This window comes from Acerihabitans sp. (assembly GCF_036398755.1).
Taxonomy (GTDB): Bacteria; Pseudomonadota; Gammaproteobacteria; order Enterobacterales; family Enterobacteriaceae; genus Acerihabitans.
Window position 1 is genome coordinate 67,467 of sequence record NZ_DASWOM010000106.1, and the last position, 25,585, is coordinate 93,051.

20 protein-coding genes are annotated in these 25,585 nt (G+C 60.5%); 9 read left to right on the forward strand and 11 right to left on the reverse strand.

Features of this window, described 5'->3' with window-relative positions:
* Positions 1–168: 168 nt before the first annotated feature.
* The 3 genes from VGC33_RS17545 to VGC33_RS17555 form a co-directional block, all read right to left on the reverse strand.
* Positions 169–2,142, reverse strand: a complete 1,974-nt coding sequence (locus VGC33_RS17545; protein ID WP_331122055.1) for a YjhG/YagF family D-xylonate dehydratase — start codon at positions 2,140–2,142, stop codon at positions 169–171.
* A gap of 80 nt (positions 2,143–2,222) precedes the next feature.
* Positions 2,223–3,140 carry a dihydrodipicolinate synthase family protein gene (locus VGC33_RS17550; RefSeq protein WP_331122056.1) on the reverse strand — a complete coding sequence of 306 codons (918 nt, stop codon included), beginning with the start codon at positions 3,138–3,140 and terminating at the stop codon, positions 2,223–2,225.
* Between the two features lie 452 nt (positions 3,141–3,592).
* On the reverse strand, positions 3,593–3,799 hold the full coding sequence (locus VGC33_RS17555) for a hypothetical protein (RefSeq protein ID WP_331122057.1): 207 nt from the start codon (positions 3,797–3,799) through the stop codon (positions 3,593–3,595).
* A gap of 354 nt (positions 3,800–4,153) precedes the next feature.
* On the opposite strand from VGC33_RS17555, the gene VGC33_RS17560 reads away from it, so the two are divergent.
* Together VGC33_RS17560 and VGC33_RS17565 are read left to right on the forward strand one after the other, a co-directional pair.
* Positions 4,154–5,524 (forward strand): pyridoxal-phosphate dependent enzyme, encoded by a 1,371-nt coding sequence (locus tag VGC33_RS17560; protein ID WP_331122058.1) that lies wholly within the window; start codon positions 4,154–4,156, stop codon positions 5,522–5,524.
* 52 nt (positions 5,525–5,576) lie between these two features.
* The gene (locus tag VGC33_RS17565) at positions 5,577–6,728 is read left to right on the forward strand and encodes a trans-sulfuration enzyme family protein (protein WP_331122059.1); all 1,152 of its coding nucleotides are present in this window, start codon (positions 5,577–5,579) and stop codon (positions 6,726–6,728) included.
* A 32-nt stretch (positions 6,729–6,760) separates the two neighbouring features.
* On the opposite strand, the gene VGC33_RS17570 is transcribed toward VGC33_RS17565, so the two are convergent.
* The 5 genes from VGC33_RS17570 to VGC33_RS17590 all read right to left on the reverse strand — a co-directional run bounded on the left by VGC33_RS17570 (position 6,761) and on the right by VGC33_RS17590 (position 12,517).
* The gene (locus VGC33_RS17570; RefSeq protein ID WP_331122060.1) at positions 6,761–7,798 is read right to left on the reverse strand and encodes an isopenicillin N synthase family dioxygenase; all 1,038 of its coding nucleotides are present in this window, start codon (positions 7,796–7,798) and stop codon (positions 6,761–6,763) included.
* Positions 7,799–8,079: 281 nt separating this feature from the next.
* Positions 8,080–9,378 (reverse strand): TRAP transporter large permease, encoded by a 1,299-nt coding sequence (locus VGC33_RS17575; protein ID WP_331122061.1) that lies wholly within the window; start codon positions 9,376–9,378, stop codon positions 8,080–8,082.
* An 18-nt stretch (positions 9,379–9,396) separates the two neighbouring features.
* A complete protein-coding gene (locus VGC33_RS17580) occupies positions 9,397–9,906 on the reverse strand; it encodes a TRAP transporter small permease (protein ID WP_331122062.1) in 510 nt (169 codons plus the stop codon).
* Between the two features lie 63 nt (positions 9,907–9,969).
* Positions 9,970–10,947, reverse strand: coding sequence for a TRAP transporter substrate-binding protein (locus VGC33_RS17585; RefSeq protein ID WP_331122063.1), 978 nt, complete (start codon positions 10,945–10,947; stop codon positions 9,970–9,972).
* Positions 10,948–11,422: 475 nt separating this feature from the next.
* The gene (locus VGC33_RS17590) at positions 11,423–12,517 is read right to left on the reverse strand and encodes a YncE family protein (RefSeq protein WP_331122064.1); all 1,095 of its coding nucleotides are present in this window, start codon (positions 12,515–12,517) and stop codon (positions 11,423–11,425) included.
* A gap of 311 nt (positions 12,518–12,828) precedes the next feature.
* Here VGC33_RS17590 and fhuE point away from each other — a divergent pair, with 311 nt between their 5' ends.
* From fhuE to surE, 3 genes are all read left to right on the forward strand, one after another.
* The gene (gene fhuE, locus VGC33_RS17595; protein WP_331122065.1) at positions 12,829–15,021 is read left to right on the forward strand and encodes a ferric-rhodotorulic acid/ferric-coprogen receptor FhuE; all 2,193 of its coding nucleotides are present in this window, start codon (positions 12,829–12,831) and stop codon (positions 15,019–15,021) included.
* Positions 15,022–15,193: 172 nt separating this feature from the next.
* Positions 15,194–16,054 (forward strand): SDR family NAD(P)-dependent oxidoreductase, encoded by an 861-nt coding sequence (locus tag VGC33_RS17600; protein ID WP_331122066.1) that lies wholly within the window; start codon positions 15,194–15,196, stop codon positions 16,052–16,054.
* A 160-nt stretch (positions 16,055–16,214) separates the two neighbouring features.
* Positions 16,215–16,991, forward strand: a complete 777-nt coding sequence (gene surE / locus VGC33_RS17605; RefSeq protein ID WP_331122067.1) for a 5'/3'-nucleotidase SurE — start codon at positions 16,215–16,217, stop codon at positions 16,989–16,991.
* A gap of 43 nt (positions 16,992–17,034) precedes the next feature.
* On the opposite strand, the gene VGC33_RS17610 is transcribed toward surE, so the two are convergent.
* Positions 17,035–18,444 (reverse strand): aminotransferase-like domain-containing protein, encoded by a 1,410-nt coding sequence (locus tag VGC33_RS17610; protein WP_331122068.1) that lies wholly within the window; start codon positions 18,442–18,444, stop codon positions 17,035–17,037.
* 204 nt (positions 18,445–18,648) lie between these two features.
* Between VGC33_RS17610 and VGC33_RS17615 the strand changes: the two genes are divergently transcribed.
* The 4 genes from VGC33_RS17615 to dhaR all read left to right on the forward strand — a co-directional run bounded on the left by VGC33_RS17615 (position 18,649) and on the right by dhaR (position 23,440).
* Positions 18,649–20,085 carry a cytochrome ubiquinol oxidase subunit I gene (locus VGC33_RS17615; RefSeq protein ID WP_331122069.1) on the forward strand — a complete coding sequence of 479 codons (1,437 nt, stop codon included), beginning with the start codon at positions 18,649–18,651 and terminating at the stop codon, positions 20,083–20,085.
* On the forward strand, positions 20,075–21,082 hold the full coding sequence (gene cydB, locus VGC33_RS17620; protein ID WP_331122070.1) for a cytochrome d ubiquinol oxidase subunit II: 1,008 nt from the start codon (positions 20,075–20,077) through the stop codon (positions 21,080–21,082). Before VGC33_RS17615 ends, cydB begins: the two co-directional genes overlap by 11 nt.
* 23 nt (positions 21,083–21,105) lie before the next feature.
* Positions 21,106–21,267 (forward strand): DUF2474 domain-containing protein, encoded by a 162-nt coding sequence (locus VGC33_RS17625; protein WP_331122071.1) that lies wholly within the window; start codon positions 21,106–21,108, stop codon positions 21,265–21,267.
* 322 nt (positions 21,268–21,589) lie between these two features.
* Entirely contained in the window at positions 21,590–23,440 is a 1,851-nt protein-coding gene (gene dhaR, locus VGC33_RS17630) for a dihydroxyacetone kinase operon transcriptional regulator DhaR (protein WP_331122094.1), read from the forward strand.
* Here the strand turns inward: dhaR and dhaM are convergent.
* On the reverse strand, positions 23,415–24,917 hold the full coding sequence (dhaM, locus tag VGC33_RS17635; RefSeq protein WP_331122072.1) for a dihydroxyacetone kinase phosphoryl donor subunit DhaM: 1,503 nt from the start codon (positions 24,915–24,917) through the stop codon (positions 23,415–23,417). The two genes, dhaR and dhaM, sit on opposite strands and share 26 nt — an antisense overlap.
* A gap of 33 nt (positions 24,918–24,950) precedes the next feature.
* On the reverse strand, positions 24,951–25,583 hold the full coding sequence (gene dhaL, locus VGC33_RS17640; protein ID WP_331122073.1) for a dihydroxyacetone kinase subunit DhaL: 633 nt from the start codon (positions 25,581–25,583) through the stop codon (positions 24,951–24,953).
* Positions 25,584–25,585: the final 2 nt, after the last annotated feature.

The following is a 25,585-nucleotide window of genomic DNA, read 5'->3' on the forward strand; positions in this document are numbered from 1 at the left end:
TATTAATAATGAAGGCTGGGGTTATTATCACTGGAGCCATAATCAGCGCAGAGATATGTTCTATCATGACAACATTAGAAAAAGAGGCGGCAATCCATGAATAAGATTGCCACTTCATATCAGTGAGCTATTAATAGCTTCGTCGTTATATATCTTGATGTTTGATTATTATTTTTTGCCCGCCAACGCTTTCACTCCCGCGTTCAGTACGTCGATAATACGGTCGGCGTCGTAGACGCAGCCGCGCCAGGTGCCGCCGCTGACCGCCTGGAGCGCCGCCCAGAGCCGCGTATCGTCGGGCAGTTGCGGATGCGGGCGCAGCCCGGGATGGGTGGGACGCTGCGCCAGCACTTCGGCGCCTTCTTCAGGCGTCAGCGGAGCGGAATCGGTGCCGATAAAATCAATTGACCCCACCAGCCGATCGCGATCGACGATCATTTCTATAATATCGCCGTCGCGCAGTTTGCCTATCGGCCCGCCCACCAGCGCCTCGGGTCCGATATGGCCGACGCAGGCGCCGGTGGATACCCCGGAGAAGCGCGCATCGGTCAGCAGGGAAACATGCTTGCCGTAGGAGAGGTGCTTTAAGGCGGAGGTGAGCTGGTAGGTTTCTTCCATGCCGGTGCCCGACGGACCGCCGCCGATCACCACCATCATGTCGCCGGCATGGATCTGTCCCTGTTTGATGGCCTTGATAGCGTCGGACTCGGCGGTAAAGACCCGGGCTTTGCCGGTATGGCGGTATACACCGTCGGCGCCGACCACCGACGGGTCGATGGCGGTGGATTTGATGACCGACCCCTCGGGGGCGATATTGCCGGTGGGGAAAGTAATGGTCGAGGTCAGCCCGCGTTCTTTCGCCTGCCGCGGCGACATGATCACTTCATCCGGATGCACCCCGTCAAGCTGTTGTAAACGTTCGCGGAACTGTGCGCGCCGCGGCGAGGCCCGCCACCAGTCCAGGTTGGCGCCCAGGGTTTCGCCGGTCACGGTCAGCGCGTCTTCATGCAGTAACCCCAGTTCGCGCAGGTGCAGCATCACCTCGGGAACGCCGCCGGCCAGGAACGCCCGCACCGTGGGATGATATACCGGGCCGTTGGGCAGCACGCTCACCAGCCTGGGCACGCGTCGGTTTATCGCCGCCCATTCCTCCACGGTGGGTATATGGCATCCGGCGGCGTGCGCAATGGCGGGAATATGCAGCAGCAGGTTGGTCGACCCGCCAAAGGCCGCATGGATAACCATGGCGTTTTCGATCGCTTTATCGGTGATGATATCCTTGGTGGCAAGTCCCTTGCGTCCCATCACCAGCGCGGCGCGGGCCGATTGGCGGGCAATTTCATACCAGACGGCCTGACCGGACGGCGCCAGCGCCGAATGCGGCAACGCCAGGCCCAGCCCTTCCGCCACCACCTGGGAGGTGCCGGCGGTGCCGAGGAACTGGCAGCCGCCGCCGGGTGATGCGCAGGCCCGGCAGCCGAGCTGCGCCGCTTCCTCCAGGGTAAGCTCATGATTGGCGAAACGGGCGCCGATGGTTTGCACCTTGCCCGCATCCTCGCCCTGGGTGGGCGGCAGCGTCGCGCCGCCGGGCACGATAATCGTCGGCAGGTCGTGCATCGACGCCAGGGCAATCATCATCGCCGGCAGCCCTTTGTCGCAGGTCGCCACGCCTATTACCGCCTTGCGCGTCGGCAGCGAGCGGATCAGGCGCCGGAATACCACGGCCGCGTCGTTGCGGTAAGGCAGGGAATCAAACATGCCAGTGGTGCCCTGCGAGCGCCCGTCACAAGGGTCGCTGACGTAGCCGGCAAAAGGAACGCCGCCATGCCGGCTGATTTCCTCCGCCGCGGCTTTCATTTGCAGGCCTATTTCCCAGTGGCCGGTATGGTAGCCCAAGGCAATGGGCGAGCCGTCATGATCGCGGATCCCACCCTGGGTGCCCAGGATCAGCACTTCGGTGCCCAATAGCTTATTAGGGTCCCAGCCCATGCCGGCATTCAGGGTCAGGCCGAAGATATTGCCGCTGGGGGAATCCATCAGCATTTCCGGCGTCAGCGGCAGCGCCCCCCTGGGCCCCTCCGCGTGAGTCTGGATATCATATATCGATGTATCGACATCAGTGAAAATAGTCTTGATAGACATAATATTACTCACCTGCTGCTATGAATTGATTTACCTGGATCCAACATACCGCGTGGCGGCGTGGTTAACGTGGCGGCGCATCATTGTTGGTTGATAACGCCGGCCCGCTGCAATATCCGCCTGACGGCCGCTTTGCCCGCGCTATCCAGCGGCTGCGCCGGCGGCAGGACATAATCGGATATCGCCAGTCCGCAGACCCGCATCGCCTCCTTGACCACGTTAACGAACGGGCTGTCGATGGCATATAGCGCGGGCAGCATCAGCAAGGATTGGTTCAATTCGCCCGCCCTGGCCAGATCGCCGGCGCGCACCGCGTTATAAATGCCGACCGAGAGCTGCGGGGCGAAATTGACGCTGGCGGAAATCGCGCCGGCACCGCCCAGCAGCAGGGTATTTAGCAGATGATCGTCAAAACCGCAGAATACCGCGAAGTCCGGATGGGCCTCCTTCAAGGTGAGGATCATGTCGCGCAGATGGGCTACGGAGTCAATGGTGTCCTTGATGCCGATGATATTGGCATGGGCATCGGCCAGGCGCTTGACCAGGGCGGGCGTCAAATCCTGTCCGGTCAGGAAAGGGAAGTTATATAACATTACCGGCAGGTCTACGCTTGCGGCGATGTCGCCGTAATAGCGCATCAGGTTGGCATCGGTAAGATGCCAGTAATACGGATTGATAACCACGATGGCATCGGCGCCGATAGCCTGGGCATGGCGGCTCAGCGCCACGGCCTCGCGCGTATTGGTGCTGCCGGTGCCAATCAGCACCGGCACCCGGTGGTTCACATAACGCACGGCAAATTCCGCCACCGTCTGGCGTTCGGTGGAGGTCATTTGCGAAAACTCACCGCCGGTGCCCAGGAAAAATAGGCCATTGACACCGGCATCGATCAGATGGTCAATGGTCAGGCGCATGCCTGCCTCATCAAGTTTGCCTTCCCGGGTCAGGATGGTGGACACCGGCGGAATAATCCCGCAGAATTTCTTTATATCAATCATGATATTAACCTTTTACAGCTGGAAATGAGGAATGACGCGTTTTGCACACCGGCCGGATAATCAGCGGCCGGTATCGTTATTTTGTTCTACATTATAGAACACAGTTGTATAATGCTTAACGAAATACTAGCACCCTCATTTCAGCGCTGTAAATACCCACATCGCCAACGCGTGTTCGTTCTGCCTCTTGGATCACAAAAACCCGCGGTGGGCGGACATATTTGCCGGGCGCGGGGTCTGGCGCCAGCGGCGGGCGGGAAGCTAGGGCGGGGGGGGGCGGATGGATAGATATGGCGCACGCAGGGGTTGGCGCTGGCGAATGGGCGGATACGCCGGGCACAGTGGCCGTTGCCGGAAACGGATGCCGCCCGGTTTTGAGCAGGTCACCACAAGGTACATCTTTTATGCGGCAACCCGGCGACGCCGCCAGGTTTTATCCCGCTACCGGCCGGTTAACCGTCCCGCCGTATCGACGCCGTGTCGGGCGTCTGGGCGTTTTCGCCGGCGGATGCCTTCAGCCCATGCAGCGCCGTCAGGAACCGCTCTTCCTCTGCTTCGTCCAGCCCGCCATATACCATATGCAGGAACTCCACGGCGAATTCCTGGTCGTCGCCCAGCATCTCGATGATGGCGCGATCGTCATTACGTGGTTTACGCATGTTGTTACCCCCGCTTCGCTAGTTGCCTAACCCTGAAAGGATAGTTCATAACACGCCGCTGTTTCAGTACGGCGTCAACTTATGCTTATTTTGCTTAAGCTAACGCATTTTTTGCTTATCGCGTCGTACGGTTATCGCCCGGAAGGATCGTCCGCGGGCAAGGACGGCAGCGCCGGCGCGGCGGGCCGTTTATTTTATCTTTCCTTACCGCTATACGGCCGTACATCCCGACGGCCAAACAGAGTAATATATTCCTTTATGGCATATTAAGTAGTTATTTGTTCTTTAAAATCCGGGTGGATTCAGTCCTATTATCCACGCAAACCACCGCCGGCACGTTAAAGGACATTTCCCATGCCAATACCCGATTCCGTTCTCGATCTGATAGGCCATACCCCGATGCTGGAACTGACGCAGTTGGACAGCGGGGTATGCCGGCTGTTTCTGAAGCTGGAAAACCAAAACCCGGCGGGCTCGATCAAGGATCGCGTGGCGCTCTCCATGATCGAACAGGCTGAGCGCCAGGGCATCCTGGCCCCCGGCGGCACCATTATCGAGGCCACGGCCGGCAATACCGGCCTGGGCCTGGCGCTGGTGGCGGCGCAGAAAGGCTACCGCCTGATATTGGTGGTGCCGGATAAAATGAGCCGCGAGAAAATTTTCCATCTGCGGGCGCTGGGGGCGAAAGTGCTGCTGACCCGCTCCGATGTGGTCAAGGGACACCCCGACTATTACCAGGACTACGCCCGCCGCCTGGCCGGGGAAACCCCGGGCGCATTTTATATCGATCAGTTCAACAACCCCGCCAACCCGCTGGCCCATTACCAGGGCACCGCGCCCGAACTGTGGCAACAGATGGATCAGGATATCGACGCCATCGTGGTCGGCGTCGGCTCCGGCGGCACCCTGGGCGGGCTTAAGCGCTTCTTTGACCAGGTATCGCCCGAAACCGACTTTATCCTTGCCGATCCGGCGGGGTCGATCCTGGCGGATGTGGTGGAACGCGGCGCCGTGCCCGAGGCCGGCAGTTGGCTGGTCGAAGGGATTGGCGAGGATTTTGTGCCGCCGCTCAGCCAGGTGGAACAGCTGACCCAGGCGTATCGCGTTACCGACGGCGAAGCCTTTGCCGCCGCGCGCGCCCTGTTGCAAAAGGAGGGCATCCTGGCCGGGTCGTCCACCGGCACCCTGCTGACGGCGGCGCTGCGCTACTGCCGGGCGCAGCGCACGCCCAAACGGGTGGTGACCTTCGCCTGCGACAGCGGCAACAAATATCTCTCCAAAATGTTCAACGACGACTGGCTGCGCCAACAGGGTTTGCTGGCGCGTCCGGTATCCGGCGATCTGCGCGATTTTATCGCCTTTCGCCACGATGAAGACGCCACGGTGTTCGCGCTGCCGGACGACACCCTGGCCACCGCCCACGCCCGGATGCGCCTGTATGATATTTCACAGCTGCCGGTGCTGGAAAACGGCCGGCTGGTGGGACTTATCGACGAATGGGACATCCTTGCCCAGGTACGCGCCGATGCCCGGCGGTTCACCCTGAAGGTCGACGCCGCCATGACCCGGCAGGTGATTACCCTGCCGAAAGAAGCCGACGAGGCGACGCTGCTGCGTACTTTCGCCCAGGGCCACGTGGCGGTGGTGATGGATGGCGATCGCTTCCTGGGACTGATTACCCGCGCCGATGTGCTGAACACCTGGCGCAACCGCCTGCCTTCATGATGATGCGCACACACCCGGCGCAGCCGCATAGACTCTTAATAAGGATAATACAATGACCCATATCTCCACCCTCGCCGTGCACAGCGGTTATACCCCGGACGCCACCGGCGCGGTGATGCCGCCGATTTACGCCACGTCCACCTTTGCGCAAACCGCGCCGGGCGAACACAGCGGCTATGAATACTCGCGCAGCGGCAATCCCACCCGCCACGCGCTGGAACAGGCCATCGCCCAGCTTGAGCAAGGCAGCCGGGGGTTCGCCTTCGCCTCCGGGCTGGCGGCCTGCTCGACGGTGCTGGAACTGCTGGATCAGGGCAGTCATCTGGTGGCGGTGGACGATGTCTACGGCGGCACCTACCGGCTGCTGGAAAACGTGCGCGCCCGCACCGCCGGACTGCGCGTCAGCTGGGTCAAGCCGCAGGATACGGACGCGCTGGAACGGGCCATTCAGCCCGATACCAAAATGATCTGGGTGGAAACCCCGACCAACCCGCTGCTTAAGCTTGCCGATCTGGCGGCCATTGCCGTCATCGCCCGCCGCCATAACCTGATAAGCGTGGCGGACAATACCTTTGCCTCGCCGGTATTGCAGCAGCCGCTGACCCTGGGATTCGATATCGTGCTGCATTCGGCGACCAAATACATTAACGGCCATTCCGACGTGGTGGCCGGGCTGGCGGTGGTGGGGAATAACGTTGCGCTTGCCGAGCGGCTGGCCTATCTGCAAAACGCCATTGGCGGCGTGCTCGACCCGTTCAGCAGTTTTTTAACCCTGCGCGGCATTCGCACCCTGGCGCTGCGCATCGCCCGCCACAGCGAGAGCGCGTTGCGCATCGCCGAATGGCTGGAAACGCAGCCGCAGATTGAGAACGTTTATTATCCGGGCCTGGCGAGCCACCCGCAGCATGCGCTGGCGCTGCGCCAGATGCGCGGCGCGGGAGGCATGATTTCCATACGCCTGCGCGGCGATGATGCCCAGGCGGCCAATCGCTTTATCCACCGGCTTAGCCTGTTCACCCTGGCGGAAAGCCTGGGCGGCGTCGAAAGCCTGGTAAGCCAGCCCTTCGCCATGACCCACGCCTCCATTCCGCTGGAGCAACGACTGGCCACCGGCATTACGCCGCAGCTGGTGCGGCTGTCGGTGGGTATTGAGGATGCCGGCGATTTGATAGCCGATCTGGCGCGGGGGCTGGCGGTACTGTAACCACGCCGGGTGCGAACCGCTGTCCCGCGCCGTCAAATGTTGGCTTCATGACCGGCGGCCGGGATATCCGGGTAATGGCGCCGCGCCACGTCCGGGTGGGAGCGCAGACGTCCTTTGAGATAATTCCAGCCGACATCGCGCAGCAGCGGATTGCGCGGGTCGCTGGCGGGACCGCGCGCCTGGGCGGCCAGCGCGGGCGGCAGCTCGAACAACGGCACCACCGCGTCCAGCCGGGCGCCCAGGAAAAAGGCGATGGACAGGCGGTCGCTGCCCGCGGGAGGCGATACCACGCGGTGCACCGTGGCGCGCAGGTAGCCGTTGGTGGCCAGTTCCAGCAGTTCGCCGATATTCACCACAAAGGTGCCGGCAACCGGCGCGGCGTCCACCCAATGATGTTGCTCCACCTCCACCTGCAGGCCCTTTTGCCGATCCTGCAACAGGAAGCTGAGGAAACCGGAGTCCTTATGGGCGCCGACGCCCTGGCTGCTGCCGGTCTGGTTGCGGGCGGGATAGCGGATAAGCTTGATATGCTCGTTGGGCTTGTCGCCGTACAGGGTATCGAACGCGTCCGCCGGCAGCGACAGCGCCTCGGCAAAGGCGCGCAGCAGGCGCAGGGACATTGCGGTCATTTCGGCTTGCAGGCTTAGCAGCGCCGGTTTTAATCCGGGCAGTTCCGCCGGCCACTGGTTTGGCCCCTGCAGCCGGGCCCATGCCGGCGTTTGCGCCGTTAGCCGCAGCGGCGCGCGCTCAGCGCCGATATCGAACTGTTCGCGCCAGTCGGGTAGCCCCCGGGTCAATTCCGCCGCGGCGCGGTTGTAGCCGCGAAAATGGGGGGAGTTTACCATCGCCACCGCCTGCTTTTGCGCGTCGGACAGGGCAAAAAACTCACGCGAGAGCCGTTGCACCCGGTCAAGCAACGGCGCATCCACGCCATGGCCGGTCAGGTAAAAGAAGCCGATATCCCGCGCCGCCAGGCGCAGCTCGCTTAAAAAGGCGATACGCTCGGCCGGTCCGCCCTCGAGCAGGGAAAGATCGAGCAAAGGTAAAGACGTCGCTGCTGCTGTGCTCATAGAATGCTCCGCTGTTGGTCGGTGGAGACGGTTACGCAACACCTGAAGCGTCACCCACGCGCGGCGGCGACAGTATCCGGACCGAATGTCCCGCCGCTATCGGCATACCGCAGATAATCCTTGGAGCCAGGAAAAAAGCGGCATCATTAACGAAGAGCTCAAAACTAGCATCTTCATTCATGAGCCGCCCAATATCGATCGGTTCTAAGTTATTGCCGGCACTGCTAAGAAATACGCTTCGGCCGGTGTTAAAAATCGCCTATGCCATTGCGGCACGCGGTTTAGCCGTGGCCGTTATACACGCCGGTGACGGCCGGTAGCCACAGCGAGATAATGGGCACATAGGTAATGATCAGCAGCACGATAAACAGCACACAGTAAAACGGCAGCATCGCCTTTACCACCGCCTCCATTTTCTGCTGGCTGACCGCGCTGGCGACGAACAGCACGGTGCCCACCGGCGGGGTAATCAGGCCGATGCCGAGGTTGACCAGCATGATCATGCCGAAATGCACCGGGTCGATGCCAAGCGACGTGGTCACCGGCAGCAGCACCGGCGTCAGGATCAATATCAGCGGCGCCATATCCATCAGGCAGCCGACGACAAGCAGCATGATATTGATGCACATCAGGATAATGTATTTATTTTCTGAAATGCTCAGGAAAAAATCGGTAATTATCGTCGGCAGTTGCATAAAGGTCATCACCGCGCCGAAGGCGGCGGCAAAGGCGATAAGCACCATGACGATAGTGACGGTTTTGATGGTGCGAAACAGCAGCAGATGCAGATCGCGCCATCTGAATTCGCGGTAAATGAACATGGTGACGAAAAAAGCCCAGATACAGGCGATAGCCGCGGATTCAGCGGCGGTAAAAACGCCGGAAAGAATACCGCCGAGAATAATCACGATGGTAAACAGGCCCCAGAACGCATCGACAAATATTTTCACCGCCTGGCGAAACGGCACCAGTTCGCCTTTGGGATAATTGCGCTTGCGCGCAAAGCCGATACACATAATCACCAGGCACAGCCCGAGCATTAAACCGGGTAAAATGCCCGCTATGAACATGGAGGAGATGGTAACCGTGCCGCCGGTGGCCAGCGAATATATCACCGAGTTATGGCTGGGCGGGGTTAACACCGCCTGCACCGAGCCGCTGGCGGTCACCGCGGCGGCGAAATCGCGCGGATAGCCCTGCGCCTCCATTTGCGGGATCATGACCGAGCCGATGGAGGCGGTATCCGCCAGCGAGGAGCCGGAAATCGCGCCGAAAAAAGTCGACGCCACGATATTCACCAGCGACAGGCCGCCGCGGATAAAACCGACAAAAATATAGGCGAAATTCACCATCCGCCGTGCAATTCCCCCTTCGGCCATAATGGCGCCGGCCAGGATAAAGAACGGAATGGTCAGCAGGGAAAATTTATTGATACCATTGGTTAGCTGGATAACGATGGCTTCCAGCGGTAAATCAATCCACCACGCGCCGATAAAGGCGCTCAGGCCCACGGCAAAAGCCACGGGAAAGCCGAGGGCGAGAAGCACCACCAGGCTGCCTATCAAGATTAACGCGTCCATAGCACCGCTCCGCTGTTATTAATGGGAATTGCCCAGCATCACCAGGGGACGATGATCCTGGGGCCCGGATATCATGCGTTCGATAACAAACAGCATCATCAGGAACGAGCCCACGGGGATCGGCAGGTACATTTCGCCATAGGAGAAGCCGGGCAGCGAGGCCATCATCTGGTCCCACATGGCGGCGCACAGGCTGGCGCTGTACCAAATCATAATCAGGCAGATCACGCACATCAGGATATCGCATGCCAGCTCGCAGACGCGCCGCCCGGCGGCGGACAGCCGGTCGGTCATGATCGAGACGGAAATATGGGTATTGGCCCGGTACCCCACCGGCGCGCCGATAAAGGTAAAGATAATCATGCAGACAATCGCCACCGGTTCCGGCCAGGAAAGCGCGTTATCAAACAGATAGCGGGCAAAGATCCCGATGGGGATCACCGTCACCATAATCATCAGCGCGATGCTGGCGATAAGCAGGCAAATCGCATACAACCCGTCCATCAACCGGGAATATTTTAGAGGCATAATGTTCCACCTGAGAGGTTGCAGACGGCGGGACGCGATGCCCGCCGCCGGGAGGCGTAAGGGTTAATTCACATCGGCGATGCGTTTCATCAGCGCCTCATGGCCTTTGCCAAACTGGTCCCTCACCGGCTGCGTCGCCTTGACGAAATAATCATGATCGATATTTTGGAACGTGACGCCGGCGGCCTTCATTTTATCCAGCGATTGCTGGTTGTAGGCGGCCCATAGTTGCCGCTCGTCCATTTGCGCCTCCTTGCCCAATTTCAGCAGGGTCTGTTGATCCGCGGCGGATAATTTATTCCATACCAGCGATGACACCAGAATCATTTCCGGCTGGATAAAATGGCCGGTCAGGGTGTAGTACTTGGCCACCGGAATATAATTATGGGCGACAAAGGTCGGCGGATTGTTTTCCGTGCCGTCCACCACCCCGGTCTGCATGGCGCTGAAGACTTCGCTCACGCCCATGGCGACCGGATTGGCGCCCATGGCCTTTAGCGTCGCCAGCGAGATCTGGCTGTTTTGCACGCGGATTTTCATGCCGTGCAAATCCTCCGGTTTCACCACCGGCTTTTTGGTGATCATGTTGCGCACGCCGGCGTCGGTCCAGCCGAGGAACACCATTTTAGCCTTGGGATCCGCGCTGACCGTGGCGGCGATTTCCTGGCCCACGTCGCCATCGAGCACCTTATGCATATGGTCTTCGTCACGGAAAATATAGGGTAGGGTCAGCACGCTGGTTTCCGGGGCGATGGTGGTCATCGGCGCCAGCGAAACGCGGATCATATCCACCGCGCCGATTTGCACCTGCTGCAGCGTCTGCTCCTCATCCCCCAGCACGCCGCCGGAATAGACCTTCATCTCCAGACGGCCGTCGGTGGCCTGCTTGAGTTTTTCACCCATATGCTGTAGCGCCACCACCGTGGGATAGCCATCGGGCTGCACCTCGGCGACCTTAAGCACTTTGGCCGAGGCGATGGGGGCGGACAGCGCGCAGGCCAGGGTCAGGGTTAGGGCAATAACTCGCTTTGTCTTTTTCATTATTTTAACTCCGGACGGGTTTCAGAGGTCGCATACGCCTGGGCGGACGGGCAGCTCGCCGGTGGGCGCTAAAATTAAATGTGTAAACGCTAGAAGAGATAAAAATCAATATATCTGGAACGGTGTTTTATAAAATACACCATGGGTCAATTGAATGAAGTTCGTCACATTTTTTGGTTATCAAAATGTGAAATTTTAATGTCTGTCACACATTGAAATAAAATGCCGAATTTAATGGCAAGCTGTTTCGAACACGATTGATAGTGTGTTTACCGTTTTAATATTATTAAAACAAGCCGTTAGCTAAAAACATCTTGCAACAGCATTAACGGGCTGGAAGAGGGAGGATAAAAAGATATTACAATATTCCTTAGCTATTAATTCGCTTGCCGCTTTTCTATAAGGACACGTCGCGTCGCAGGCCCGAAGCGAGGTGCCGCCTCGGGCCAGGGTCGGTCATCGGTCTTCAGGCCGATTATTGCAACGCGATGCGCGCGATGCTGTCCGGGCCCTTGGTGGAACTGTCTTTGTTGAAGTCCTGCTTTATGGTGACATACAGCGTTTGGCCGTCCGGCGACAGCAGCAGGCTGTTGGGATGGCTGTCGAACGACCAGCTGTTTTTCACCGCATAGGTGGTGGCGTCCAGCTGCAGCACTTTTTTCGCCGCGCGCTGGCTGAGGTAAATTTCGTTGCGTTTGGCGTTGAATTTGATGCCCAGCGCATCGCCCTCGATACGTTTGATCACCTTGCCGCTGCGCTCGTCAAACACCAGGGTGGTTTTTGCCTTGGAGTCGTCGGTAACCAACAGGCGCCCCGTCGCCGGATCTTCCGCCAGATTCAGGAACAGGTACTCTTTACCATCGCCCGCGGTCAGGCGCTTTTCGATTTTATGCGTGCGCGGATTGATCACCAGAATTTCGCCGCCGCCGTTTGCCGCGTAGAGGCGGTCGGTTACCGGTGAATAAATGATACCGGTCACCCATTTTCCGGCGTTGGTGATGCGCGTTTTCAGCTTCATGGTCTGCGCATCCACCACCCAGATGACGCCGGGATCGCCCACGCCGCCGACGTAAAGCAAGCCCTGATGCCAGAATATTTCACGGGCGGGCATAGGGTCGCCGTCCTTGCCTTTGTCGCTGAACATCACGCGCTGCAGCACCTTGCCGCTTTGCGCGTCCACTTTCGCGATGCCGCTGTCCAGGGTATTGGTGGTGTAAAACACCCGGCCGTCGGGGTCCATCGCCATGGCGAAGTTTTTCAGATCGGTGTGCGTTTCGCCTTTAGTGGCAAGCGTAACGGGATCGAGCCGGTAGATTACCCCGCCGTTAACGTCTTTAAATGACTGCGCGCTGGCGACATACAGCGCTTTCGCCTCAGGCGCATAGGCCATCTCATACAGTCCATCCGCTAAAACACGCTGGGAAACCCGGGAATCAACCGGCTGCGGCGCGACGGATGCCGCAACCGGCGCGTCCACTTTCTTGGCCGGCGCCTGACACGCCGTCAGGCTCAACGATGCCGCCACCGCCAGTGCAACCGCGGCTTTACGCGGGCTGAACAAAGATTTCATGCTGAACTCCATCAAGGGAAGAGCAACTCCCGCCAGGCCGCAGCCAGTCACGGAATTGATAAAAAGAATGAGAATCATACGTATTACTAAAAAGGAAGTAAATGCGCGATGTCAGCACGCGGCGTGCCCCAGGCCGAGGCGGCAGTCAGGGATCCCCAGCAATAACAGTTTGTTACATATTATAAATGATGATAGACGGTATTTTTATAACGCAAATCATTATCATTAGCATTATCAATGATGACTCTGCTTACTGGTTGCGCGCGCCGCCGTGCCGCTTTGGCTATCAACCTTCCTTATGGGAAATCCGTATGTTTTTCGTTAGCAGGGAAACCGGCGCCGGCATCCGCGTCCCGGGCATCAAACAGGCCTTTACCTTTTCGCTGCTGGCCCTGGCGATTCATGTCCTGGTGCATCCCGCCCTGGCGCGGGCGGCCGAAAGCGGCGGCGTTACCCCGGCCGCACCCTCGCCGGAGGTGATGGTGGTGGACGCCACGGCGAACGGACCGGCCGATGAGTCGCGGGATTACAGCGTCAAAACCACGCGCGCCGGCACCAAAATGCTGTTGACGCCGCGCGATGTGCCGCAATCGGTCAGCGTCATCAGCCAACAGCGCATGCGCGATCAGGATCTGCAATCGGTGGGCGACGTGCTGGACAACACCACCGGTATTTCAACTGAAATCATCGACAGCGAACGCTCCGCGTACTTTTCCCGGGGCTTTTTCATTAATAACTACACCTTCGATGATATTCCCACCTCGGTCAGCGATACCTGGAACTTTGGCGATGCCGGCGAAGACACCGCCATTTATGACCGCATTGAAGTGGTGCGCGGCGCCACCGGCCTGATGACCGGCGCCGGCAATCCCGCCGCCTCGGTAAACATGGTGCGCAAGCACGCCGGCGATAAGGAATTTACCGGCAACGTATCGGCCAGCTACGGCAGTTGGAACAAACAGCGTTATGTCATGGATCTGTCCGGTCCGCTGAGCGAATCAGGCAACGTTCGCGGGCGGATCATCTCGGGCTATCAGGATCAGGACAGCTGGCTGGATCGCTATCATAAAAGCAAAAAATTCCTGTATGGGGTGGTGGACGCGGATGTGAGCGACAACACCACGCTGTCGCTGGGTTACGACTACCAGCAAAGCAATACCGGCAATCCAACCTGGGGCGGATTGCCGACCTGGTACAGCAACGGCGCGCGTACGCACTTTGATCGCGGCACCAATCCATCGGCGGACTGGACCCGCTATAGCCTTGATTCGCGTAAAGTCTTCGCCAACGCCACGCATAACTTCGATAGCGGCTGGACCTGGCGCCTGAACGGCACGCACGCGCAAGAGACTTTCGACGATACGCTGCTCTATATCATGGATTTTCCTGACGCAACCACCGGTGAGGGTGTTTCCGGCTTCGGCAGCAAGGACCGGGGGACACGTAAGCTGGACTCGGTGGATACCTACGCCAGCGGCCCCTTTGCGCTTTTCGGCCGGCGGCATGAGCTGGTGGCGGGTGTCAGCTACAGCCGTCAGCATAACGACACCTACAGCGCGGACGGCGCCCTGGACAGCGGCCAGATGGGCAGCATCAACCGCTGGAACGGCGATGTGGCCGAGCCGCAATGGGGCGACTGGTACCAGAATGCCGACGACGTCGTGCGGCAGAAGTCCGCCTATACCGCCGCGCGCTTTTCGCTTGCCGATCCGCTGTCGCTCATTATCGGCGCGCGCTACACCCAATGGGACACGCAGGGCAGCAGCGGCGACATGCGCAAAAGCAACCTCACGCCCTACAGCGGCCTGGTTTACGACATTAACGATACCTGGTCGGCCTATGCCAGCTATACCTCCATCTTCCAGCCGCAGACCAACCGCGATCGCGATGGAAGCTACCTCGCGCCGGTTACCGGTAAAAACTATGAAACCGGCCTGAAATCGGACTGGATGAATGGCCGCCTGACGGCGACGGTCGCCGTGTTCCGTATCGAGCAGGAAAACGTGGGGCAGCCCGACGGCGACAACTTCGTCAACAACGGCAGCGAACAGGCGTATTACGCCACGAAAGGCGCGGTGAGCAGAGGGGCGGAATTCGAGCTCAACGGCGCGGTCACGGATAACCTGCAGATGACCTTCGGCGCCACACGCTATGTGGCGACGGATTCAACCGGCCGTTTCAACAGCAATATGCCGCAAACCTCGTTCAAGCTTTTCAGCCGCTACCAGCTGCCGACGATGCCGGCACTGACCCTGGGCGGCGGCGCCAACTGGCAAAACAGAACCTTCCAGGACGCGACCGGACCGGATGGGGAAACGACGCGGATTTACCAGGGCAGCATGCCGCTGGTTAACCTGTTTGCCCGCTATCAGGTGACCAGGCAACTGGCGGTACAGGCCAACGTCGATAATCTTTTCGATCGCACCTACTACTCCTGGCTGAGCGACTATGCGGTGTACGGAGAACCGCGTAATTACTCGGTCAGCCTGTCCTATAACTTCTGACGCAGGCATAAATAAACAGGAATAGGCAATAAATCAAAAGGACTGGATATTCGCTCGCGGCGGTTAAACCCGTACCATAAGCCTGAGTCATCCCCCCCGGGCGGCGTCGACGCCAGAAACAGATCGCTCGTCAGACCGACCGCCCGTTTTGATACCCTGAGGAAAACCTGCTATGAGCAATATGCCATCCAAAACCTGGTTTATTACCGGCGCCTCCAGGGGCCTCGGTTTGACCCTGACCCGCCTGCTGCTGGCGCTGGGCCAGAACGTGGCCGCCACCTCGCGAAATCGCGCGCAGCTTGAGCGCGCCGTGGCGCCCACCGCCGATCAGTTCCTGCGGTTCCTGCCGCTGGAAGCCGATCTCACCGACGAGGACAACGTCGGCGCGGCGGTCGGGCAAACCGTTAAAGCCTTCGGCGCTGTCGATGTTGTGGTCAACAATGCCGGTTATGGCCTGCAGGGCACGGTAGAAGCCCTGACCGACGCCGAACTACGCCGTAATTTCGACGTTAATGTGTTCGCGCCGCTGAATGTGCTGCGCAAGATGTTGCCGCAGCTGCGCCGCCAGCGCTCAGGTCATATTATCAATATCGCGTCCATCGTCGGCTTCCAGGGCGGCTATGCGGGCTGGGGCAGTTATGTCGCCACCAAGTTCGCCCTGGCGGGGCTGACGGAATCGCTGGCGGCCGAAACGCGGGAATTGGGCATCAAGGCCACCGTGATCTACCCCGGGCCGGTACGCACCGATTTTCTTGCGGACGGCTCTTTGGCGGTGGCGCAACACGCTATTGACGACTACACCGCCGCCCAGGCCTCGCTGGATCTGCATTTGGGCACGCTGGCGGGCAACCAGGCCGGCGATCCCGACAAGCTGGCCGAACTGATTGTGCGCGTCGCCGCGGCCGAAAATCCGCCGCTGCATCTGTTCCCCGGCAATATTTCCTGGGATCTGGCGTATCAAAAACTCGGCGAGGTGAAACTGGATCTGGCGGCATGGAAGGACGCTTCGCTGGCGACGGATTTCCCGCGCTAACCCCGGATCCGCCGCAAGGCTGGTTTTTGTCCCGTCATCCGCGCGCCTGTACAGTTTTTCTCCCCTGCCAGCGCGGTTTTGTCCTATGATGTCAGGCATCGTCCGCAACAAAAACAAGCAGGCATTCATTTTTGACATGACCCATGGAGTAGACCCTGTGATGAAAAAAGTGCATCGCGTTTTATTGACCAATGATGACGGCATCGACGCGCCCGGCCTGGAACTGCTGGCCAAGGCCGCCCAGGAAATCGCTGAAGAAGTATGGATTGTCGCCCCCGCCCAGGACAAAAGCGGCGTGGCCAACTCACTGAGCATGCGTGAGCCGGTACGGGTGATCAACAAAGGCCCGCGGCGCTTTGCCGTTTACGGCACTCCCGCCGACTGCGTGGCCTACGCCGTGCATCAGGCGATGCTCGGCTCGCCGCCCGACCTGGTGCTCTCGGGTGTGAACAACGGTTCCAACCTGGGATTTGAAACCCTGCTCTCCGGCACGGTGGGCGCGGCGATGACCGGCATGCTGTCGGGCATTCCCTCCATTGCCTTAAGCCAGAACCGCGATCCGGACCAGCCGGTAAACTGGGACAGCGCCACGGGTTATCTGGTGCCGACCCTGCGGCATCTATTGCAGGCGACATGGGACCGGCAGGTGTGCCTGAATGTCAATTTCCCGGATATGCCCGCCGACCGGGTGAAAGGCATCCGCGTCACCAAGCAGGGCATGGGCAATGTGGACGGCATGATGGTCATCCCCGCCAAGGATCCGCATGGCGAGGACTATTTCTGGATACGGGTGCAGCACGGCGGCCTGGATCGTCCGGACAACAGTGAGCTGAAGCTCAATGACGAAGGCTATATCTCGGTGACGCCGCTCACCTTCGAGCGCACCGAAATGCATGAATATCAACGCCTCGGCGGCCTGTACGGTCAGGATTTCTAGCGCTCATTTGCCGCGCGCCGCCGTAGCCCGGGCGCGGCAACCCTCACAGCATCTGTTTAACGATATCGGATAAGGTGATTACCGCGTCCTCAAGGCGCCCATTCCATTCATATGAAGTGTTGAAGCGGAAGTAGTTATTGTACTGGGCGCTGGCGGAAAACATCTTGCCCGGCGCGATGCTGATGTGGTGTTGCAGCGCCCGGTGATAAACATCGGTGGCGTTAACCTGCGGCGGCAGCGCGATCCACAGGAAGTAGCCGCCGTGGGAATAGTTAATCCGCACCACGCCGGGCAAATGGGCATGCAACGATTGCCAGGCGCTGTTTTTGCGCTGTTCCAGCAGACGGCGCAGACGGCGTAAATGGCGGTCATAACCGTGGGTGGCGAGATAATCGGCCAACGCCAGCTGCATCGGCGCGCTGGTTGACAGGGTGCTCATCAGCTGCAGGCGCTGGATTTTGTCGGCCATTTCCCCCGCCGCCACCCAGCCTACGCGGAAACCCGCCACCAGGCTTTTGGAAAAGGACGAACAGTGCATGATCATGCCCGTGGCGTCGAAGGCCTTGGCCGGCAGGGGCTTCTCGGCGCCAAAATACAGCTCGCCGTAGACATCGTCCTCAATCAGATGCACCCGATAACGCTGCAGCAGAGCGACAAGCTGCTGCTTTTTAGCGTTGGTCAGGGTACATCCCAGCGGATTGTGGCTCGTGGTCATCATCCAGCAGGCCTTGACCGGATAGCTGGCCAACGCGTTTTCCAACGCCGCGAGATCGATGCCGAACCGCGGGTGGGTGGCAATGGCCAGCGCTTTAAGCCGCAATCGCTCCAGCGCCTGTAGCGCGCCGTAAAAAGCGGGGTTTTCCACGATCACCCAGTCCCCCGGTTCAGTCACCGCCTGCAGGCTTAAATTCAATGATTCCATGGCGCCGGCGGTGATCACTATTTCTTCCGGCGGGACGCGCATTCCCTGGAGGGCATAGCGCCGGGCAATGATTTTTCGCAACGCCTCATTGCCCGGCGGCAGGTGGTCCACCGCGCTATGCGCGGTCATGGAGCGGGCCACGGCGCTTAGCGATCGGGTCAGCTGACGTTGCGGAAACAGCCCCGGATCGGGAAATGCCGAACCGAAGGGGATGATCGACTGGTCGCGGCTGGCTTGCAGTACCTCAAAGATAAAGGCGTTGATATCCACCTGTTCGGCCGGCAAGACCTGCTGATGGGTTATCGGCGTGGATAAAAATTCCGCCTTGGGCGCCACATAATAACCGGACTGGGGACGCGAGACGATCCAGCCCTGGCTCTCCAGCAGTTGGTAAGCGTGCATCACCGTCATCAGGCTCATGCCCGAACTCACAACCTGCGCGCGCAAGGAGGGCAGCTTGTCGCCCACCTGCCAGATATCGGCCGTAATCTGCTCGCGCAGTTGATTAACCAGCGTTTCGTATTTATGCATACCGGCACAGGCTGCCCTGGTTGCCACACGGCCTGATTGCCGCGGGAGGAATCAGAACAGCATGCCATAAAACTGTTATAGCTCAAATCTTCATTTCTGTAGCTGTTATGCTCCGCCGGTGCATTCTATGATCGCTGCCGTACCGCATGCCGGCGCGGCGCGTGGCGACGGCATTGCGGATTAACCGTCAAGATGGGAGATGCCATGTTTGGGTTAGACGCGTTTCAGCTTGCCAGGATCCAGTTTGCCTTTACCGTGTCCTTTCACATTATTTTTCCGGCCATCACTATCGGACTGGCCAGTTACCTGGCGGTGCTGGAAGGGCTGTGGCTGAAAACCCGCAATAATACTTACCGCGATCTCTATCACTTCTGGTCAAAAATTTTTGCGGTGAATTTCGGCATGGGCGTGGTTTCCGGGCTGGTTATGGCCTATCAGTTCGGCACCAACTGGAGCGGATTTTCCCAGTTTGCCGGCAGCATTACCGGGCCGCTGCTCACCTATGAAGTATTGACCGCCTTTTTTCTGGAAGCCGGTTTTCTCGGCGTGATGCTGTTCGGCTGGCGGCGGGTGGGCAACGGCCTGCATTTTTTCGCCACCTGCATGGTCGCGCTCGGCACCCTGATGTCCACCTTCTGGATCCTGGCGTCCAATAGCTGGATGCATACCCCGCGCGGCTACATAATCCAGGACGGACAGGTGGTGCCGGTGAACTGGCTGGAGGTGATTTTCAATCCATCGTTCCCTTACCGGCTGCTGCATATGTCCACCGCGGCGTTCCTGGCCAGCGCCCTGATGGTGGCCTCCGTTGCCGCCTGGCATTTGCTGCGCCGCAACGACACCCCGGCCATTCGCGCCATGCTGTCGATGGCGATGTGGATGCTGGCGATCGTCGCCCCTGTCCAGGCGGTCATCGGCGATATGCACGGCCTGAACACGCTGGAATATCAGCCGGCGAAAATCGCCGCCATCGAAGGGCACTGGGAGAACACGCCCGGGCGGGCCACGCCGCTGATCCTGGTAGGCCTGCCCGATATGGAGCGGGAACAAACCCGCTACGCGCTGGAAATTCCCTACCTGGGCAGCCTGATATTAACGCACAGCCTCAAGCGCCAGGTGCCGGCGTTAAAAAACTTCGCCAAACAAGACCGTCCCAACGCCGCCATTATTTTCTGGTCGTTTCGGGTGATGGCGGGCCTGGGCATGCTGATGATCCTGCAGGGAGCGATAAGCCTGTGGCTGCGGGCGCGGGCGCGGCTCTACCGCTCGCGGGGATTTCTGCGTTTTACCCTGCTGATGGGACCGGCCGGGCTGGTTGCCATACTGGCGGGATGGTTCACCACTGAAATCGGCCGCCAGCCCTGGGTGGTGTACGGCCTGCAACGTACCCGGGATGCGGTCTCCGCCCATGGCCCGCTGCATATGAGCATCAGCTTGCTGGCCTTTATCGCCATTTATTGCTCGGTATTCGGCGTGGGCTACGTCTATATGATGCGGCTGATGCGCCAGGGTCCCCAGACCGGCGAAGGCGATGATGCGCCGCGGGGCGGTCCGGAACTCGCGCACACCCCGGCCCGGCCGCTGTCCGCGATTCAGGATCCGATGGCAACGCAAAACAAGGGGAACACCCATGGGTATTGATCTGCCGGTCATCTGGTTTGCCATTATCGTTTTCGCCACCCTGATGTATATCGTGATGGACGGGTTTGATCTGGGCATCGGCATCCTGTTCCTTATCCACCGGGACCGGCGGCACCGCGATATGATGATCAATACCGTCGCCCCGGTTTGGGACGGCAACGAAACCTGGCTGGTGTTGGGCGGCGCCTCGCTGTTCGGCGCGTTCCCACTGGCCTATGCGGTGATTATCGACGCCATGGCCATTCCGCTGACCCTGATGCTGTTCGCGCTGATCTTTCGCGGCGTGGCGTTTGAATTCCGGTTTAAGGCCACGCCCGCGCATCGTCCGTTCTGGGACTGTTGTTTTATTGCCGGCTCGCTGGTCGCCACTTTTTGCCAGGGGATAGTGGTGGGCGCCTTTATCAACGGATTCCCGGTCGTCGGCCGGAGCTTCGCCGGGTCGTCTTTTGACTGGCTGACGCCGTTTAGCCTGTTTTGCGGCCTGGGGCTGGTCATCGCCTACGCCCTTCTGGGTTGTACCTGGCTTATCATGAAAACCGAGCATGAATTGCAGCAGGCGATGTATCGCCGGGTCACGCCGCTGCTGCTGGCGCTGTTATCGGTGATGGCGGTGATAAGCCTGTGGACGCCGCTTGCGTACCCGGCCATCGCCAGCCGCTGGTTTGCGCTGCCCAATCTGTTTTATTTCCTACCCGTGCCGGTACTGGTGCTGCTGGCCGGCGGCATGATGCTGCGGGCGATAAGCCGCCGGGCCGGCCATGCGCCTTTCCTGCTGACGCTGCTGTTGGTCTTCCTGGGTTTTACCGGCCTGGGCATCAGCATCTGGCCCTTTATCATCCCGCCGGCCATTGATATCCGCGCCGCCTCGGCGCCCGCGCAAAGCCAGGGTTTTATGCTGGTGGGCGCGCTGCTGATTCTCCCGGTTATCCTGGTCTATACCTTCTGGAGCTACTTTGTGTTCCGGGGAAAAATCAATCCCGACGAGGGATATCATTAACCGGCGTTACAGGAGAAGTGATCATGACGGCGACGCATACCCCCGTCCGACCATCGGCAAAACAGCCCTTATGGCGACGCGTGCTGTGGCTCGCGCTGCTCTGGTCGGCCAGCGTGCTGGCGCTGGGCGTAGTGGCCACGCTGTTCCGGCTGATGATGACGGCGGCGGGATTGAGGACGCATTAGGCGCGGTTCGCCCGGATCGGGGCGGCGCGTCTTTTCTTCTTCCCTGAGGGCCGACCACCCGGTGTTCCAGCATAGCGTGGCGACGGCCGTTAACACGGCATCCGGTCGCCGATAACCCCCGCCTGCGATATTTGCCCGAGGCTTAACAGAATTTCCGCCGGGATTCTGGGGTAATACCCCCTTGATGCCGCTAACCCGGGATGACGATATCGTGGTGCTGAAACCTGCCTTGCCCCTCCCTGCGCGCGACGACCCGCCCAAGCGGGAACCGGCCTGCGCCACCCCGGCCCTGGACGAATCCTGGCGCCGCTGCCGCAAACTGATGCAGCCCGCCGACTGGCGTCCGGCGCACCGGGCCGCCGGCGTGACCTTTGATTCCATTTGCCGGCGAAAGGACGATTTGCTGGTGCTGGGGCAGGCGGCGCTGGAGGATGCGTATGAGTATATGGAGTCCCGACCCTGCGCCTTGCTGATCCTGGATGAAAGCGGCTGCACCCTGTGGGCATGCGGCCACCCGTTTACCCGGTCGCAGCTGGAAGCGCTTGGCATCGGCCCCGGCAGCTACTGGACCGAGGGTCTGATCGGTACCAACGCGCCGGCGCTGGCCATCGCCGGCGGTTACCCGGTGCAACTGGCGGGAGAACAGCATTTCCGCCAGGCGCTGCACCCCTGGCATTTTTGCGCCGCCCCGGTGTATGACAACGGCGGGCGCCAGCGTGCGGTTATCGTGCTGGCCAGTCTGGTGGAGGATAAAGCCGCAAGCGACCTGTCGCTGACGCTGGTGCTGGCGCGCGAGGTGGGCAATTACCTGCACGCCGACAGCCTGCTGGCCGAGACCAATCGCCATCTTAACGCGCTCAACGCGCTGCTCGACGGCGTGGAGGACGGCGTGCTGGCCTGGGATCAGCACGGTCTTTTGCAATACCTCAACGCGCGCGCGGCGGCCATGCTGCGCCTGGATGTCACCGAGAGCCTCGGCAAGCCGGTGCTGGACCTGCTTACCCTGCCGGCGCTGGTGATCCAGGCGATGCATAACCGCAGCCCGCTGAGCCATGTCCAGGTCACCTTTGAGAGCCGTCAGCAGTTTATTCCGGCGCTGCTGACGCTCAAAGCCATCCCCGACGGCGACCGCTGCGGCTTTATCGCCCTGCTTCATCCACAGGAACTCTTGCAGCAACTGGTGCATAACCAATTGGGCCGGGTGAGCTATACCTTCGCGGATATGCCGTTGGCTTCGCTGGAAATGCGGCGGCTGGTGCGCTACGGCAAACAGGCGGCCAAAGGCAGCCACCCGATGCTGCTGCGCGGCGAGGAAGGGGTAGGCAAGCAGCGCCTGGGACAGGCGATCCATAACGGCGGTGAACGCGCGCAGGGACCCTTTATCGCCCTGAACTGCCAGGCATTGCCGCAGGATCTGATGGCGCGCGAGTTTCTGGGCAGCGATGCCAGCGAAGGCGAGGCCGGACAGCCGAGTAAATTCGAGCTGGCCAACGGCGGCAGCCTGTATCTGGAGCAGGTGGAATACCTGTCGCCGGAAATGCAGTCCGCCCTGCTGCAAATCATTAAAACCGGCATGCTGATGCGGGTGAATTCCAACCGGGTGATCCCGGTTAATGTGCGGGTCATTGCCGCCACCGGCGCCGACCTGCCGCTACTGGTCAAGCAAAACCGGTTTCGCCGCCAGCTGTTTTACACGCTGCAATCCTTTGAACTGCATATCCCGCCGCTGCGCCTGCGCACGCAGGATATTCCCCTGCTGGTGCGGGACAACCTGCAGGCGCTGGGGCGTCATTTCCACTGCCGCTATCAGATTGGCGAGGATGTGGTGCGCCAGCTGTGCCTGTATCCCTGGCCGGGCAACGATCAGGAACTGAAAAACGTGGTGGAGCGCGCCGCCATGACCTGTCGCAACAATCTCATCGGCCTTAACGACCTGCCGGAGCATTTATTGCAGGAACGGGTACTGGTGGAACCGGAGGCGCCCGCCTCGCAGCCGGTGCTGTCGTTTCCCGACCTGGAGCGCCAGGCGATTATCCGCGCGGCGCTGGTGTGCCGGGGGCAGTTAAGCGAAATGGCGCCGCTGCTGGGCATCGGCCGCACCACCCTATGGCGCAAGGTGAAGCAATACCATCTGGAAATGGCGCGGTTTAAAGCGGGCGCTGAAGCGGAGTAGCCGCCTGCTCCGCCGCCGCCTTTTTGCCGGCGGCGGGCTTGTCGAGGGTGAGCGTGCCGGCGGCCATGTCCAGCGCCGCCGTCTGGCCGGTGCGGGTGGCCTGTAAACAACCGCTCACGCCCACCACCATCGGTATGCCCAGCGCCCGCGCCAGGATGGCGCTGTGCGACCAGATATTGCCCGCGCTCAGGCAAATGCCTTTCACCTTTCGCCGCTCGAGGCCAAGCATCTCGGAAGGCATCAGTTCTTCCGCCACCAGCAGCACGCCTTCGCCATCGCCCATGCTTAACGGCGCCACCGGCCCCGCGCCCAGATGACCCAGCACCCGGTTGAGGATATCGCGGATATCCAGTTCCCTGGCGCGCAGATAGGGATCCTCCATCGCCCGGTACTCATCAATCATCGCCGTCAGCTCCTGTTGGGCCGCCGCCTCGGCGCTGGACAGTTCCCGGGCAATGCGTTGATCCAGCGCCCGCAGCAGTTCCTCATCTTCGATAAGCATGGCGTGAGCGCTGAAAATGGCCGCCTGATCCGGCCCCATGGCGTCGCCGGCCCGGTGCGCCAGCCGCCGCAGATCGCCACGGGTGGCCGCCAGCGCCGAGCGCAGGCGCTGCTGCTGTCCGGTTATCTGTTGGCGGGAAATCGTCTCGGGCCGGGCATGATAACGGGCCGGACGCAGTTTCAGCACCGGCGCGCGAATGCCGCCGGGTGGAACCGGGATACCGCTCAGGGTCAGGCCTGCGCGGACGTCGATCTGTTCGCCGAACCCCCGGCGCGCCAGCGCGATAAACGCCTCCAGCGCCGGACCCGCCTCCGGTCCGCTGGCCAGCAGGCGCAGGGTATCGCCCTGGCGGATTTGCAGCGTCGCCAGCTGGTTAAGGCTGCGCGGGTCAACGCCACGCGCCCCTTTTTCCAGCCGCAGGTCGGTGTTGAACGGCGCCAAAACCCCGGCCAGCAGCGCCGCCGGCCGGACATGCAGCCCATTTGGGTTAAGCACCGTCCAACTGACGCTTTGGCTATCGGCCGGCATCGCTGACTTGCCCGGCTGCGGGTCGCAGTCCTGGTCCTGCGCGCCAAGCTGGCGGGTTTTCGCCGCCAGCGCGCCCAACGCCTCCGCCTTAACCTGCGCCAGGTCGCCGCCCGCCGACGCCGCCACCGCCGCCGCCAGGGCGCCTTCCACCAGCGGCGCGGCGCACAGCGTGACCCGCCGCGCCATCTGGGGGTCCAGCAGCTCTAGCGCGGTTTCCGCGCTCAGCAGGGCGCTGCCGAGGTCCATCAGCACCAGCACGCCGGAGGGATCGTCCACCGCTATAATGGCTTCCATGACCTTCACCGCATCGGTGCCGATGGGATGATCGTCGTCATCCACCCCGGCGGCTATCACCAGCCGGCAGCCGCCCTGGATCATCTGTTCAGCCAGCTGTGCGACGCCCTGCGCCAGCAGAAGGCTGTGGGACACTATCACGATATTAACCATCTCTCCTCCTGCCCTACCGGGGCCTGTTTGTTTTTAAAGGATAACCACCTGGTAAAGCGCCTGTATCATCAGCATCGCCGAGGTGGCGCCGGGGTCCTGGTGGCCGATGCTGCGCTCGCCCAGATAGCTGGCCCGCCCTTTACGCGCCTGCATGGTGATGGTGGATTCCAGCGCCCGCTGCGCCCGTTCGACGGCCTGGCGCAGGGCGTCGGGCAGCGCCTGATTGTCCCGGCTGTCCTGCTCAAGCTGTGCGACCACCGGCACCCAGACGTCGCACATGGTTTTATCACCGGGGTCGGCCTTGCCGCGCATCACCACCCCTTCCACCCCTTCCTTCAGCATCTGGCATAACGCCGGCAAATCGAGGCTTTGTTTGGCGTTGGTGCTTTGGGCGGCGCGGATGAAAAAGGTGCCGAACAACGGGCCGCTGGCGCCGCCCACGCTTGACAGCAGCGTCATGCCGGTATTCTTGAGGATAAAACCGATATCCTTGTCCGCCACCGAAGGCAGTTTTTCCAGCACCTTGTTAAAACCGCGATTCATATTCAGGCCGTGATCGCCGTCGCCGATATCCGAATCCAGTTGCGTCAGGAAATCCCGCTGTTCGGTAAATACCGCGGCGCACAGCTGTAGCCAACTGACGATATGTTGTCTGGTGATAACCATTC